Origin of the sequence: Kocuria sp. (assembly GCF_030530945.1) — a bacterium.
GTDB lineage: Bacteria > Actinomycetota > Actinomycetes > Actinomycetales > Micrococcaceae > Kocuria.
Genome location: NZ_JAUMTZ010000004.1, coordinates 26,253 through 39,314, shown reverse-complemented (window position 1 = coordinate 39,314; position 13,062 = coordinate 26,253). Strand labels below are relative to the sequence as shown.

The 13,062-nt window shown below is 72.0% G+C and carries 11 protein-coding genes and 1 pseudogene; 6 read left to right on the top strand and 6 right to left on the bottom strand.

Annotation, left to right across the window (positions count from 1 at the left end; translation table 11 throughout):
• Positions 1-56: 56 nt before the first annotated feature.
• Together Q4A22_RS05305 and Q4A22_RS05300 are read right to left on the bottom strand one after the other, a co-directional pair.
• Positions 57-1,673: pseudogene (locus tag Q4A22_RS05305) on the bottom strand (thiamine pyrophosphate-binding protein); the annotation flags it as partial.
• Positions 1,670-3,115, bottom strand: a complete 1,446-nt coding sequence (locus Q4A22_RS05300) for a sodium:solute symporter (RefSeq protein ID WP_303177693.1) — start codon at positions 3,113-3,115, stop codon at positions 1,670-1,672. The gene Q4A22_RS05300 and the pseudogene Q4A22_RS05305, both read right to left, overlap by 4 nt.
• A gap of 216 nt (positions 3,116-3,331) precedes the next feature.
• Between Q4A22_RS05300 and speB the strand changes: the two genes are divergently transcribed.
• The 4 genes from speB (at position 3,332) to Q4A22_RS05280 (ending at position 6,349) form a co-directional block, all read left to right on the top strand.
• Complete coding sequence (gene speB / locus Q4A22_RS05295) at positions 3,332-4,369, top strand: agmatinase (RefSeq protein ID WP_303177692.1); 1,038 nt, start codon at positions 3,332-3,334, stop codon at positions 4,367-4,369.
• Positions 4,366-5,550: a PLP-dependent aminotransferase family protein gene (locus tag Q4A22_RS05290; protein WP_303177691.1), complete on the top strand. Its 1,185-nt coding sequence runs from the start codon at positions 4,366-4,368 to the stop codon at positions 5,548-5,550. The genes speB and Q4A22_RS05290 overlap by 4 nt, the downstream gene beginning before the upstream one ends.
• Positions 5,551-5,711: 161 nt before the next feature.
• Positions 5,712-5,882 (top strand): hypothetical protein, encoded by a 171-nt coding sequence (locus Q4A22_RS05285; RefSeq protein ID WP_303177690.1) that lies wholly within the window; start codon positions 5,712-5,714, stop codon positions 5,880-5,882.
• An 11-nt stretch (positions 5,883-5,893) separates the two neighbouring features.
• A complete protein-coding gene (locus tag Q4A22_RS05280; RefSeq protein WP_303177689.1) occupies positions 5,894-6,349 on the top strand; it encodes a MarR family winged helix-turn-helix transcriptional regulator in 456 nt (151 codons plus the stop codon).
• 175 nt (positions 6,350-6,524) lie between these two features.
• Here Q4A22_RS05280 and Q4A22_RS05275 read toward each other — a convergent pair whose 3' ends face one another.
• A complete protein-coding gene (locus tag Q4A22_RS05275) occupies positions 6,525-7,139 on the bottom strand; it encodes a malonic semialdehyde reductase (RefSeq protein WP_303177688.1) in 615 nt (204 codons plus the stop codon).
• A gap of 135 nt (positions 7,140-7,274) precedes the next feature.
• Here Q4A22_RS05275 and Q4A22_RS05270 point away from each other — a divergent pair, with 135 nt between their 5' ends.
• Both Q4A22_RS05270 and Q4A22_RS05265 read left to right on the top strand, forming a co-directional pair.
• On the top strand, positions 7,275-7,883 hold the full coding sequence (locus tag Q4A22_RS05270; RefSeq protein ID WP_303177687.1) for a LysE/ArgO family amino acid transporter: 609 nt from the start codon (positions 7,275-7,277) through the stop codon (positions 7,881-7,883).
• Between the two features lie 39 nt (positions 7,884-7,922).
• Entirely contained in the window at positions 7,923-8,990 is a 1,068-nt protein-coding gene (locus Q4A22_RS05265; protein WP_303177686.1) for a hypothetical protein, read from the top strand.
• 211 nt (positions 8,991-9,201) lie between these two features.
• On the opposite strand, the gene Q4A22_RS05260 is transcribed toward Q4A22_RS05265, so the two are convergent.
• The 3 genes from Q4A22_RS05260 to Q4A22_RS05250 are packed head-to-tail and all read right to left on the bottom strand — an operon-like array spanning position 9,202 to position 13,001.
• On the bottom strand, positions 9,202-10,785 hold the full coding sequence (locus Q4A22_RS05260) for a dihydrolipoamide acetyltransferase family protein (protein WP_303177685.1): 1,584 nt from the start codon (positions 10,783-10,785) through the stop codon (positions 9,202-9,204).
• Between the two features lie 3 nt (positions 10,786-10,788).
• On the bottom strand, positions 10,789-11,799 hold the full coding sequence (locus Q4A22_RS05255) for an alpha-ketoacid dehydrogenase subunit beta (protein WP_303177684.1): 1,011 nt from the start codon (positions 11,797-11,799) through the stop codon (positions 10,789-10,791).
• Positions 11,799-13,001: a thiamine pyrophosphate-dependent dehydrogenase E1 component subunit alpha gene (locus tag Q4A22_RS05250; RefSeq protein WP_303177683.1), complete on the bottom strand. Its 1,203-nt coding sequence runs from the start codon at positions 12,999-13,001 to the stop codon at positions 11,799-11,801. The genes Q4A22_RS05255 and Q4A22_RS05250 overlap by 1 nt, the downstream gene beginning before the upstream one ends.
• Positions 13,002-13,062 lie beyond the last annotated feature (61 nt).

Here is a 13,062-nt window from a genome sequence, read left to right as displayed (position 1 = left end):
AACGCGCGTTCCAGACGCTCGTCCCCCGGACAACACCATCTCAGGTGCACCACGCTGGGGCCCTTGGTGGCCAGTGCCTTCTGCACGGTCTCCGCGAGGGTGTCCATGGTGGCGGGGTAGCCGGTGGCGCCGAAACCCTCCGCGAGCTTCACCCAGTCCGGCTGCACGAGGTCCACGGCCAGGGGATCGATGTCCCGGTCCACCATGTTCTGCCGGATCTCCCCGTACCCGCCGTTGTCCACGCAGATGACGGGCAGGTCCAGGTTCAGCTCCACGGCGGTCATGAGCTCCTGGATGGAGAACATGAGGGCGCCGTCACCCACCAGGCACACCACCGGGCGCTCGGGCGCGGCGATCTTGGCGCCCACGGCCGCGGGCAGGCCGTAGCCCAGGGTGGCGTACGTGCCCATGTAGAGCAGCGAGTTGGGCTTCGGGGCACGGAAGAACGTGGTGGAGCCCATGTAGGTCACCTGGGAGGAGTCGCCCGCCAGGACGGTGTCCTCCGGGACCACCTCCATGATGGTCTCGTTGAGGGCCGCGAGGTCCGGCGCCCACTGGCGGCCCTCCTCGTCCATGGCGTCGAAGACCTCGCGCAGGTCCGGCTGCTCCCGGCCCTCGCCTGCCTGGCGTTCGCGCAGCCCGTCGAGCAGCTGCTGCACCACGGCGGCGGAGTTGCCGGGCACCTCCACGTCCGGGGTGAGGTTGCACAGCATCTGGTCTCGCATGATGTCCACGCGCACGATCGGGCCCTGCGGGGTGATGTCCCCGCCCCACAGCTCGGCCTCGCCCACCTTGGAGCCGATCACCAGCAGGGCGTCCCGGGAGCGCAGGAACTCGTGGGCGGTGCTCAGTCGCAGGTCCGCGCCCAGGGAGAGGGGGTGCTTCTCGGGGATCGCGCCCTTGCCGTTGGTGGTGGTGATCACGGGAGCCTGCAGCAGCTCCGCGAGCTCCAGCAGCCGGGGCCCTGCGGCCAGGGACCCGCCACCGGCCAGGATGACCGGGCGCTCACTGGCCGCGAGCGCGGAGACGGCCGCGGCGACGTCGTGCTCCGGGGCGGGGGTGGGCTCGCCGAGGGGGCGGGGCGCGGTGGCCGACTCGGGGACGTCCGCGGGGGCCTCGAGGATGTCCAGGGGGATCTCGATGTGCACGGGCCGGGGGCGGGAGTGGGCGAAGTCGCGCATGGCGTCGTGGACCATGGTCACGGCCTCCGCGCCGGAGGTGACGCGGCGGGAGAGACCCACGATCGCGTTGACCGCGGCGGACGGGTTCTTGGTCTCGTGCAGCGAGCCGATGTCCCGGAAGTCCTGGCCCACCGGGCGCCCCGGGGACAGCAGGATCATGGGCCGGGACTCCGCGTACGCGGTGGCCGCGCCGGACAGGGAGTTCAGCAGGCCGGGACCGGAGGTGGTGATGACCACGCCGGGCAGCCCGCGCACCTGGGACCAACCGTCCGCGCCGTAGGACGCACCCTGCTCGTGGCGGGTCGTCACGGCGGTGATGCCCAGCTCGCGCAGGGGCCGGTAGAACTCCAGCGAGTGGGTGCCCGGGATGCCGAACACGGTGTCGATCCCGTACCCCCGCAGGGTCTCCAGCACGGCCTTGGCCACGCTGCGCTCGGGGTACGACGCCGCCCGGGTCTCCCCGGTCTCGGGCGTGCTGCTGTCGGTGCTCATGCTTTGGACTCCTGAATGCGTCGGTTCCACTCGTCAGTGACATGGGGCGCCGTGGGAGTGCTCACCAGGGACACCACCACGAATACTACGGCCGAGGCGAGCAGCCCCAGGTAGATGGGGGTGTTGGCCATGACCCCGAAGACGACCATCCCCACCACGGTGGCCACCACACCCACCGCCATGGACCACATGGCCCCGGCCGCGGTGCCGCGCCGCCACACCAGACCGCCCAGCACGGCCACGAGCAGCCCGCCCACCAGGAGGTCGTAGGCAATGGTCAGGGCCACCACGGTGGAGCTCACCGTCATGGACAGTCCCGTGATCACCAGGCCCACCACAACCACGTACACGCGGTCCTTGAGCACGGAGGCGTTCTCGGAGCGGGCCCGGGCCACGTCCTCCGGGGCGGCTCCGAGCAGACCGCGCAGCGTGGGGACCACGTCCACGCGGGCCACGGTGGCCGCGGCGATGCTTGCACCGGAGGCCGTGGACATCATCGCGGCGACGCCTGCCGCGAGCACCACACCACCCAGGCCCACGGGCACGTGGTACTGGGCCATGGCAGCAAAGGCCTCCTCGGGGGCGTCGAGCGTGGGGAGCACGGCGGCCGCGGCGGTGCCGATCAGCGCACCCGCCACGCCGTAGACGGCCACGTACGCGGCGGCTGCCAGGCCGCCCCACCGGGCCACGGCAGGGGAGCGGGCCGTGAAGACCCGCTGCCAGATGTCCTGGCCGATCAGCATGCCGAACCCGTAGACCACGAACTGCGTGAGGATCGCCTGGAAGCCCATGGCTCCCGGGGAGAAGAAGGAGGTGCCCAGGCGCTCGCCGAGCCCCGTCCAGCCGCCGCCCGCGGCAAGGGAGAAGGGCAGGAGGATCGCGAAGACGCCCACGGTCATGAACACGAACTGCATGAGGTCCGTGAGGGTGATGGACCACATTCCGCCCAGCACGGAGTAGGCGATCACCACCACGCCGCCCAGGAGGATGGCCCAGGGGCGGGAGATGGGGAAGAGGACGGAGAAGATGGCGGCGTACGCGGCGGTGGAGGTCACCGCGATCATCAGCGTGTACGCGAGCATCACGAACGAGGACGCCGTGGCGCCGCCCGCCGCCCCGTAGCGCAGCTGCAGCATCTGGGACACGGTGAAGACCCGGAGGGACTGGATGCGCGCCGCGAAGAAGAGGCTGAGAACCGCGAGGCCCGTGGCGATCGCCACCACGAGCCACATCCCGGAAATCCCGTACTGGTAGCCGAGCCCCACGCCGCCCACGGTGGAGGCTCCGCCCAGCACCACGGCGGCCATCGTGGAGGTGTACAGCCCCGCGCCCAGGCGTCGTCCGGCCACGCGGTAGTCGGTGGCGGTGCGGGCCCGGCGGGCCGCCCACATGCCCACGGCCACCATGACCACCAGGTACAGCACGATCACGAGCACGTTCACGGAGGTCTCCTCGGGTGGCGGTGGCGCGGCGTCCAGCGGGTGCGGCGGCGGGGTCCGTCGGCTGGGATGTGGCGCTAGTGTTATGCCTCGGGCCACAGAAAAGTACCACCGGGCGGGCAGTCGCCGGCGCGGTTCGTGTGCGGCGGGTCGGGGGGCTCCGACCGCCGCGGTGGCCGCCACATCTCCCGGGCGATCCCCGGGCCGGAAGGAGTACAGGTGGAACCTGAACGCATTGTCGAGACCAACGCCGCAGGTGAGCGGCGAGTGGGCCCCGTGGACGCGGCACTGACGCCGCGCTGGGCGGGCCCGGCCACGTTCGCGCGGCTGCCCCGCACGGACCAGGTGGAGCACACGGACATCGCCGTGGTGGGCGTCCCCTTCGACTCCGGGGTGTCCTACCGCTCGGGCGCGCGGTTCGGGCCGAACCACGTGCGCGAGTCCTCGCGGCTGCTGCGCCCGTACAACCCGGCGCAGAACCACTCCCCGTTCGCGCACCTGCAGGTCGCGGACGCCGGGGACATCGTGGGGAACCCCTTCGACATCCGCGAGGCCATCACGGCCATCGAGACGGGCGCCAAGGAGCTGATGGGCGAGGACACGAAGGTGGTGGCCATCGGCGGTGACCACACCATCGCCCTGCCCCTCCTGCGCGCCGCGCACTCCCGCCACGGCAAGGTGGCACTGCTGCACTTCGACGCCCACCTGGACACCTGGGACACCTACTTCGGTGCCGAGTACACGCACGGCACCCCGTTCCGGCGCGCGTTCGAGGAAGGCATCATCGACACGGACGCCGTGATGCACGTGGGCACCCGCGGCCCGCTCTACGGCACGCAGGACCTCGAGGACGACGCCTCCTTCGGCTTCGAGATCGTCTCCTCCGCGGACGTCATGCGCTCCGGCGTGGACGCCGTGGTGGCCGCGCTGCGCGAGCGCGTGGGTGACCGCCCGCTCTACATCTCCCTGGACATCGACGTCCTGGACCCCGCCCACGCCCCGGGGACCGGCACCCCGGAGGCAGGCGGCATCACCAGCCGCGAGGTCCTGGAGATCCTGCGCGGGCTGCGCGGCCTGGACGTGGTCGCGTGCGACGTCGTGGAGGTCTCGCCCGCGTACGACCACGCGGAGCTGACGGGCATCGCCGCCGCCCACGTGGTCTACGACCTCATCTCCCTGATGAGCCTGGGGCACGACGCCGCCGCGGACGGCCCCGCGTACGGCATCTCCGGCGCGCGCTACGGAGCGGACAAGTGAGCGCGTTCGCCTCCCGCGCGGGAGAGTTCCGGCCCTCGCCGGTGCGCGCGGTGTTCGAGACGGCCATGGACCCCGCGGTGGTCTCCCTGGCGGGCGGCAACCCCGACCTGTCGGTGCTGCCGGGCGGTTCCGTGGGGGAGCTCGCGGGTCAGCTGATCCGCGAGCGCGCCGGGGAGATCCTGCAGTACGGCTCGGGTGCGGGCACCCGGGAGCTGCGGGAGCTGATCGTGCGGCTGATGGCCCGTGGCGGCTCCTCCGTGACGGAGGCGGACGTGCTGCCCACCACGGGTTCGCAGGCCGGGCTGGACCTGGTGACCAAGCTGTACTGCAACCCCGGTGACGTGATCCTCGCGGAGGGCCCCACCTACGTGGGTGCCCTCGGTGTGTTCGGCGCGTACGAGGTGGGTGTGCACCACGTGGACGTGGACGAGCAGGGGCTGGACCCGGAGGCCGTGGCCGCCGCTCTCGACGAGCTGGCCGCTCGGGGCACCCGGGTGCCGTTCGTGTACGCGATCCCCAGCTTCCAGAACCCGACGGGCGTGACCATGCCCGTGGAGCGGCGTCGTGAGCTGGTGCGGGTCTGCGCCGAGCGTGACGTGATGATCATCGAGGACGATCCGTACGCGTTCCTGGCCTTCGACCGCAGCGACCCCCTGCCGTCCATGCACGGCATGGATCCCGAGCACGTGATCCACCTGGGCAGCTTCTCCAAGGTCTTCGCGCCCGGTCTGCGCGTGGGCTGGATCGCGGCACCCCCGGAGGTCCGGGGCCGCCTGCAGATCGCGGCGGAGTCCGTGGTGATCCACCCGTCCAACCTGGCGCAGACCCTGGTCACGGCGTGGGTGGGTTCCGAGCAGTGGGCTCCCGCGCTGGACCAGGCCGTGGAGCTGTACCGGCAGCGCTGGGAAGCCATGGACGAGGCGCTCACCGAGTTCATGCCCGACACGGCATCCTGGACCACTCCCACCGGAGGGTTCTTCACGTGGGTGACCGCGGAGGAGCTGCGCGGCCGGGACATCCTCACCGAGGCCATCGCCCACGGCGTGGTGCTCGTGCCGGGATCGGCCTCCTACATGGACGGCCGCGAGTCCGACGCCGTGCGGCTCGCCTTCTCTGGTGTGGCCCCGGCGCGCATCCGCGAGGGCGTCAAGCGCTTCGGCGAGGCGCTGCGCGGGCTCTGACCCCTCCGGTTCCACACGGCGCCCCGGGCGGCGGACCACACGGTCCGTCACCCGGGGCGTTCTGGTCGCTGGGCCATGGTGGCCCGGCCCGCGCGTGGGTAGCGTGGTGGGCGCCAACGGTGCCTGCGCGGGTGCCGACCCGTGCGACGGAGGAGACCGCTGTGGAACACCTCTCGATTCTTCTGGGCGCCCTGCTCGTCCTGCTGCTGGCGGCGGGCGTCGTCTACTTCCTGGTCAGCGTGGCGCGCGCCGCGTGGCGCCCGCGGGAGGGTGCGGCGAATTACCGCTCAAGACCGCGCGCGGACCGCAGAGGGCGCGAACGCGGCGACTAAAATCGAGTGGCATGGACACTCCGCACGCCGCTCACGACCGAGGCCGTCTGCTCGTGGAGGCGTCCAGGCTGCGAACGGTCCTGCGGGGCGGGGTCTACTTCCTGCGCGGGCTGGAGGGTGCGCGGGAGCTGACCAGCCAGCAGATCAGCCTCCTGACCATGCTGCGCCCGGGCAGCGTGCGCATGACGCGCATCGCGGCCCAACTGGGGGTGCGCACCCCCACGGCCACGCAGAGCGTGGACCGCCTGAGCAGGGCGGGCCTGGTGCAGCGGGACCCGGACCCCTCGGACGCGCGCGCGGTGCTCGTGTCCCTCACCCCGCTCGGGGAGCGGGTGCTGGCGGAGGAGGACGAGCACCGCAACGAGAAGGTGGCGGACGTCCTCGCCACCCTCACCCCCGACGAGTTCGAGGCGCTGGACGCCGCCTTACCCGTCCTCTCCAAGCTCACGCTCGACCAGAGCGCCTGAGCACGCGCACCGCGCGGCTCCTCGCCCGGGGACACGCGAACGCCCGGGTCTCCGTGGGACGGAGCCCGGGCGTTCGGGGTCAGCTCTCACCGCGGACGACGTCGCACGGCCGGGTCCGCGGGCTGCGGCACCCGGGGCGCGGGCGGCGTCGTCGGCGGCTGGCCGGGAGGTGCGCTCAGATGGTCTCGGTGACGTCCTCCGCGGCGAAGCGCGGGCTGCGGTCGTAGGCGGGGGCCTGCGGGCGGCCCAGGTTCACGACCACGATGGACCGTTTGCCCGTGCCCTCGAAGAACTCCCGGTCCACGGCGGGGGCGTCGAAGCCCGTCATGGGCCCCACGGCGAGGCCGGCGGCGCGTGCCGCGATGATGAAGTAGCCCACCTGGATGTGGGAGTTCGCCTTGCCGCTGCTCATGCGCAGCTCGGCGTTCTCGTCGTACATGCCCTGCATGTGCGGGGCCGCGGGGAGGAACTCCGGGAAGTGGGTGTGCCAGTTCTCGTCGTAGGACAGGATGGCGGTCAGGGGAGCCTTGCGGGTCTTCTCCTGGTTGCCACCGCTCATGTGCTGCACCAGGCGCTCGCGTGCCTCGGGAGACTCCACCCAGGTGATCCGCAGGGGCTGGGAGTTGAACGCCGTGGGGCCCATCTTGGTGAGTTCGTAGATGGCGTGCTTCTGCTCCTCGGTCACGGGCTCGTCCGTGAAGTGGCTGGCGGTGCGGGCCGTGGTGAACAGGCGGTCCGCGTCCTCGGCGGTGATCTCGAGGGCCAGCTGGTCCATGTCGGGAGTGGTCATGGGACGTCCTATCGGTCGGTGGTCGGGCCGGGCACTGGTGGGCGCCCGAAATGATTTCTGAGGAAACCATACAGGGGATGACTCCCGGTGGCGGACGAATGTCGGGGAGGTCACGCGAACCGGTATTTTGTCGGGGTGACTTCAGCCTTCCTTCCCGGTCTGGTGACCGGGCTCGCCCTCATCGTGGCCATCGGGGCCCAGAACGCGTTCGTGCTGCGCCAGGGAATCCGCCGCCAGCACGTGGGCGTGGTCGTGGCCATCTGCATCGTCTCGGACATCTTCCTGATCGGCATGGGCACCGCGGGGATCGGCTTCCTGATCGACCGGGTGCCGTGGCTGCTCAACGCCTTCCGGTGGCTCGGGGTGGCCTACCTGGCGGGCTTCGCACTGCTGTCCTTCCGCTCCGCCCTGAAGTCCCAGACGCTGGAGGCCGCCAAGGTAGAGAGTGGTTCGCTGCGCACCGTCATCCTGGCGACCCTCGCCTTCACGTGGCTCAACCCCCACGCCTACCTGGATGCGGTGCTCATCCTGGGCAACCTGGCCAACCAGCACGGGGCGGAGCGATGGATCTTCGCGGGCGGCGCGTTCACCGGATCGGTCATCTGGTTCACGGCCCTCGGTGCCGGCGCCAAGGCCCTGTCCCACGTGCTGAACACGCCGCTGACGTGGCGGATCGTGGACGTGGGCGTGGGCCTGGTGATGCTGTTCATCGCGGTGCAGCTGGCGCTGATGCCTGCCATCTGACCCTCTCGCGGGGCTTGCGCCGTGTGCTGGAATGGACCCATGACGCCCACCTCCTCCTACACCAGCAGCGGAACCGGGCGCAGGTCACAGGAGTACACCCCGGCCGCCGCCCTGCGGGGGTTCCTGGAGCACTCAGCTCGCAGGGCTGCCGAGCTGAGCCCCGGCTACGAGCACGTGTGGGCCAGGATCGGTGAGGTCGCCGCCGCCGGGGACGGGTTGCAGCGGGACCTGGTGATGGCCGTGGTGGAGTCCTACCCGGCACGTCCCACCCGTCCGGTGCTCAACGCCGTGGCCGCGTCCTTCGAGCTGCTCAGCACCGCCCTGCTGCTACGGGGTGAGGGCGTGTCCCCGGGCACCACGATCAGCCCCCTGCGCCGAGTGCCCGCCCCCGCCGCGGCCCCCGCGGAACCGGCTCCGGGGGACTCCGTGCACCGCACCTCCCTGGCGAGCCAGCTCGCCCTGGCCGGTGCCTACCGGATGGTGGCCACCTCCCACGCCCCGGAGTCCCGGCTGCTCAAGCTCCTGGACATCCTGGACCACTCTGTCTTCCACGCCACCGCGGGTGAGCGCCTGACCGGGGAGCTGACCCGGCGCCCGGCCTCGGTCTCCCACCGTGAGGTGCTGGAGGCGCTGCGGATCGGTGGCGCCGTGCCCTGCTGGGAGTCACCCCTGCGCGCCGGTGCCGTTCTGGGCGGCGCACCCACCGCGCACGTGAACGCCCTGGCGGACACTGGCCGTGCCCTGGGCGTGGGCCACGGCCTGGCCGAGGAGCTGCGCCTCGCTGCGGACCCCCACGGCGCGGGACCGCGGGAGCTGCTGCGCGCTGACCGCCCCACCGTCCTCGGCACGTTCGTGGCGTCCGGACCGCACGGACCCGCGTGGCGCACCCTGTGCGAGCGCGCCGCACGGAGCGCGCTCACGGAGGACGACGCCGCCCGCGCCCGCGAGCTCCTCGATCGCTCCGGGTCCGTACGCGCCGTGGAGCGCATGGTGCACACCGCCCGGCAGCGGGCCGAGCACGCCATGGTCGGCGGCAAGCTGCCCACTGCCCTGGTGGAGCGCCTCACCGCCTGGGCGGACCGGGAACTGAACCCCGCGGAGGCCTGAGCCCGGACACGGCCACGGCGCCCGCCGTGCCCGCAGCGACGGCGCCCAGGCAGCCCTGCGCACCAGTGGCCTGCCGCGCGATCACACGGCGGGAGTCCGGCCGCCCTGGACTCGACCCCGGACACGGGGACGGCGCCCGGGCCGAAGCCCGAGCGCCGTCGTCAGCTCGCCGGGGCGCGGCGCCCCGGGGGATGTCAGATCTGCGGTGATGTCAGATCTGCGTGAGCGCCCGCACGGGGTTCTCGATGCAGTCCGCCACGAAGCGGATGAAGCCGCCCGCCGCGCCGCCGTCGCACACGCGGTGGTCGAACGCGATGGTCACGGTGGTGACCTTGCGGACGGCCAGCTCACCGTTGACCACCCACGGCTTGTCGATGATCCGGCCGATGCCCAGGATCGCCGCCTCGGGGTGGTTGATGATGGGCGTGGCGCCGTCCGTGCCGAACACGCCGTAGTTGTTCAGCGTGAACGTGGAGCCGCTGAGCTGCGCGGGACCGGCCTTGCCGGAGCGGGCCACCTCGATGACCTCGCGCAGGGCTCCCGTGAGCTCCACGGCGCTGAGCCGGTCCGCGTTGCGCAGGTTCGGCACCATGAGCCCGCGCTCGGACTCCACGGCGATCCCCAGGTTCACGCCGTCGAAGCGCACGATGCTGCGGCTGCCGTCCTCGGCGGTGTCGATCCGGGAGTTGAGTTGCGGGAACTTCCGCAGCCCGGCCAGGGTGAACCGCGCGATCAGGGCCAGCAGGCTGGGCGTGTTCTGCGGGTCCTCGGCCTTGAGCCGGGCTCGCAGCTCCAGCAGCTCGGTGGCGTCCACGTCCACCCACACGGTGGCCTCGGGGATCTCGCCGCGCGAGCGGGTCAGCGCGTCCGCAATGGTCTTGCGCACGCCCTTGACGGGTTCGCGGGCGGCCACAGCCAGACCGGTACGGGGGTCCGTCCCCTCCTGCTCGGACGACGCCGCGGCCGGTGCGGCCGGGGTCGCCCCACCCTCAGCGGCCCCGCCCTGATCCGGTCCACCGGGTGCGGCCAGGGTCGGAGCCACGGGAGCGGGTCCGCCCAGACCCGTGGGAGCCGGCCCGGCGGCGTCGGCACGCATCCGCTGGTCCGCCACCTGCTCGATTGCGGCGAGGACGTCCCTGCGCATGATGAGCCCGCCGGGACCGCTGCCCTGCAGGGCGGCAATGTCCAGGCCGTGCTCGCGCGCGAGCTTGCGCACGAGCGGCGAGATGACGGTGGGAGCCATGCGAGGTCCTGCGGCGAGCGCCTCCTGAGCGTGCGCCGCGGAGCCCGTGGGGGCCGCCGAAGTGGTCTCGGCGTCCGCGCCGCGCTTGCGGCGGCGTCGCCGGGACGAGGACGCCGCGGAGGTGCCGTAGCCGATCAGGACGTTGCCGGAGGACTCCTCGCCCTCACCGGCGGTGGGGTCGGCCTCGTCCACGGCCAGCTCCGCGGAGGGCTGCGCGCCCGCGAGCTCCTCCTCGCGGTAGCTCGCGGCGTGCTCGGCGGCGGGAGCCCCCGCCTCCGTGCCGGTGCCGGCGGGGGCCTCGGGGGTCTCCACGCCGTCGGAGATGGAGATCAGCGGCTGGTCCACCAGCATGGTGTCGCCCTCGGCGCCGTGCAGCTTGTGCACCACGCCCTCGAACGGGGTGGGCACCTCCACGGCGGACTTGGCCGTCTCCACCTCCACGATGGGCTGGTCCATGGTGACGGTGTCACCCTCGGCCACGAGCCAGCGCAGGATGTCGGCCTCGGTCAGGCCTTCGCCCAGGTCCGGCAGGTTGAACACATTGATGCTCACGGGTCAGTCCTCCCACTGCAGGTCGTCCAGCGCGTCCAGGATGCGCTCGGAGCTCGGGATGTGGTGGTGCTCGAAGGACGGCGAGGGGTAGGGGATGTCGAACCCCGTGACCCGCAGCACCGGGGCGGCCAGCGAGTGGAAGCAGCGCTCCTGGGTGCGCGCGGCGATCTCCGAGGCCACGGACGCGAAGCCCTGCGCCTCGGCCACCACCACGGCACGGCCGGTCTTGCGCACGGAGGCGGCCACGGTCTCGTCGTCGTAGGGGACCACGGTGCCGAGGTCCACGACCTCCACCGACATGCCCTCGCGCGCCGCCTCCTCGGCGGCGGCCAGGCACACCGGCACGGACGGGCCGTAGGAGATCAGGGTGGCGTCCGAGCCCTCGCGGGCGACGGCGGCGTGGCCCTCCCGCCGCGACAGGCTGCCGTTCTCGTACTGCTCGCGCAGCTCGTCCAGGTCCACCTGCGCGGTGGACCAGTACAGCCGCTTGGGCTCGAAGAACACCACGGGGTCCGGGGAGTCGATGGCCTCGCGCAGCAGCACGTACGCGTCCGCCACGGACGCCGGGGTGAAGACCTTCAGGCCCGGGGTGTGGGCGTAGTAGGACTCGGAGGAGTCGCAGTGGTGCTCCACGCCGCCCACGCCGCCGCCGTAGGGGATGCGGATGACCAGGGGCATGCTCAGCTTCCCGCGGGTGCGGTTGTGCATCTTGGCCACGTGGGAGGCCACCTGCTCGAACGCGGGGTACGCGAAGGCGTCGAACTGCATCTCGGCCACCGGGCGCATGCCGTTCATGGCCATGCCCACCGCGGTGCCGATGATCCCCGACTCCGCGAGCGGGGTGTCGAAGCAGCGGTCCCTGCCGAACCGGGCGGTCAGCCCGTCCGTGATCCGGAAGACACCGCCCAGGGTGCCCACGTCCTCACCGAAGACCACCACGTCCGCGGAGGCCTCCATGGCGTCCGCGAGGGCGGTGTTCAGGGCCTTGGCGAAGCTCACTTTCGACGCGCTCATCACGCCTCCTCACGGGAGAGTTCGTCCGCCAGCTGCGCGCCTTGTTCGCGCAGCTGCGGGGTGGGTTCGTGGTAGACGAAGCGGAAGAGGTCCTGCGGGTCCAGCTCCGGCTTGGAGGACATCGCCTCGCGCAGCCGCTTGGCCATGGCCTCGGCGTGCTCGGAGATCCTCCCCGTGACGTCCTCGTCCAGGGCGCCCTGGTCCTCCAGGTAGCGCTGCATGCGGGTGATGGGGTCCTTGGCCACCCACTCGCTGACCTCGTCCCGCTCGCGGTAGCGGGTGTCGTCGTCCGCGTTGGTGTGCGCCTGCATGCGGTAGGTCATGGCCTCCACGAGCAGCGGCCCGCCGCCCGCGCGGCACAGCTCGATGCCACGGCCCAGCACGGAGAGCAGGGCGGCGAGGTCGTTGCCGTCCACGCGCTCGCTGGCCATGCCGTAGCCCACGCCCTTGTGCGCCAGGGAGGGTGCGCGGGTCTGGGAGGACAGCGGCACGGAGATCGCGTAGCCGTTGTTCTGCACCAGGAACAGCACGGGCAGCTGGAACACCGCCGCGAAGTTCAGGGCCTCGTGGAAGTCCCCCTCGGAGGTGGCCCCGTCACCGCACATGGCCAGGGTCACGGTGTTCTCGCCGCGCAGCTTCGCGGCGTGCGCCACGCCCACCGCGTGCAGCAGCTGGGTGGTGAGCGGAGTGGCCTGGATGGAGACCTTGTACTTCTTGGGGTCGTAGCCGCCGTGCCAGTCCCCGCGGTAGGTGCTCATGACCTCCAGGGGGTCCACCCCGCGGGACATCACGGCCACGGAGTCGCGGTACGTGGGGAACAGCCAGTCCTGGTCCTCCAGGCACAGGGCTGCGGCCACCTGGCACGCCTCCTGGCCGTGGCTGGAGGGGTAGACCGCCATGCGTCCCTGGCGCACCAGTGCCATGTTCTGGTCGTTGATGCGCCGGCCCACCACGAGCTTCTCGTAGGCGTCCAGCAGCCGGTCCGTGTCCGGCATGGGGTACTCGTGCCCCGGCTCCTGGCCCTGCTCGGACCTGGGAACCTCTGTGCCGTCCGGGGACAGCAGGCGGATCTCCGTGCTCGCGGGCAGCATGTACTGCTCGGGGGTGATGCCGAAGTTCTTGGAGGCCTCCACGGCCGGGTTCACCGGCCGTGTGCTCTCCCGGGCGGCGCTCGTGCCGCCGGCGGAGGTGGGCTCGCTCATGGGGCGTCCCTTTCTTCTCTGGGTGGAACTCGGTGGCGTCCGGGCGCCGCACGGCACGCGC

Coding starts and splice junctions, on each gene's coding strand:
- Q4A22_RS05275 (WP_303177688.1), bottom strand. CDS start 7,139: ATGACCACTCCCGACATGGACCAGCTGGCCCTCGAGATCACCGCCGAG.
- Q4A22_RS05255 (WP_303177684.1), bottom strand. CDS start 11,799: ATGAGCGCGTCGAAAGTGAGCTTCGCCAAGGCCCTGAACACCGCCCTC.
- Q4A22_RS05280 (WP_303177689.1), top strand. CDS start 5,894: ATGGACACTCCGCACGCCGCTCACGACCGAGGCCGTCTGCTCGTGGAG.
- Q4A22_RS05265 (WP_303177686.1), top strand. CDS start 7,923: ATGACGCCCACCTCCTCCTACACCAGCAGCGGAACCGGGCGCAGGTCA.
- Q4A22_RS05250 (WP_303177683.1), bottom strand. CDS start 13,001: ATGAGCGAGCCCACCTCCGCCGGCGGCACGAGCGCCGCCCGGGAGAGC.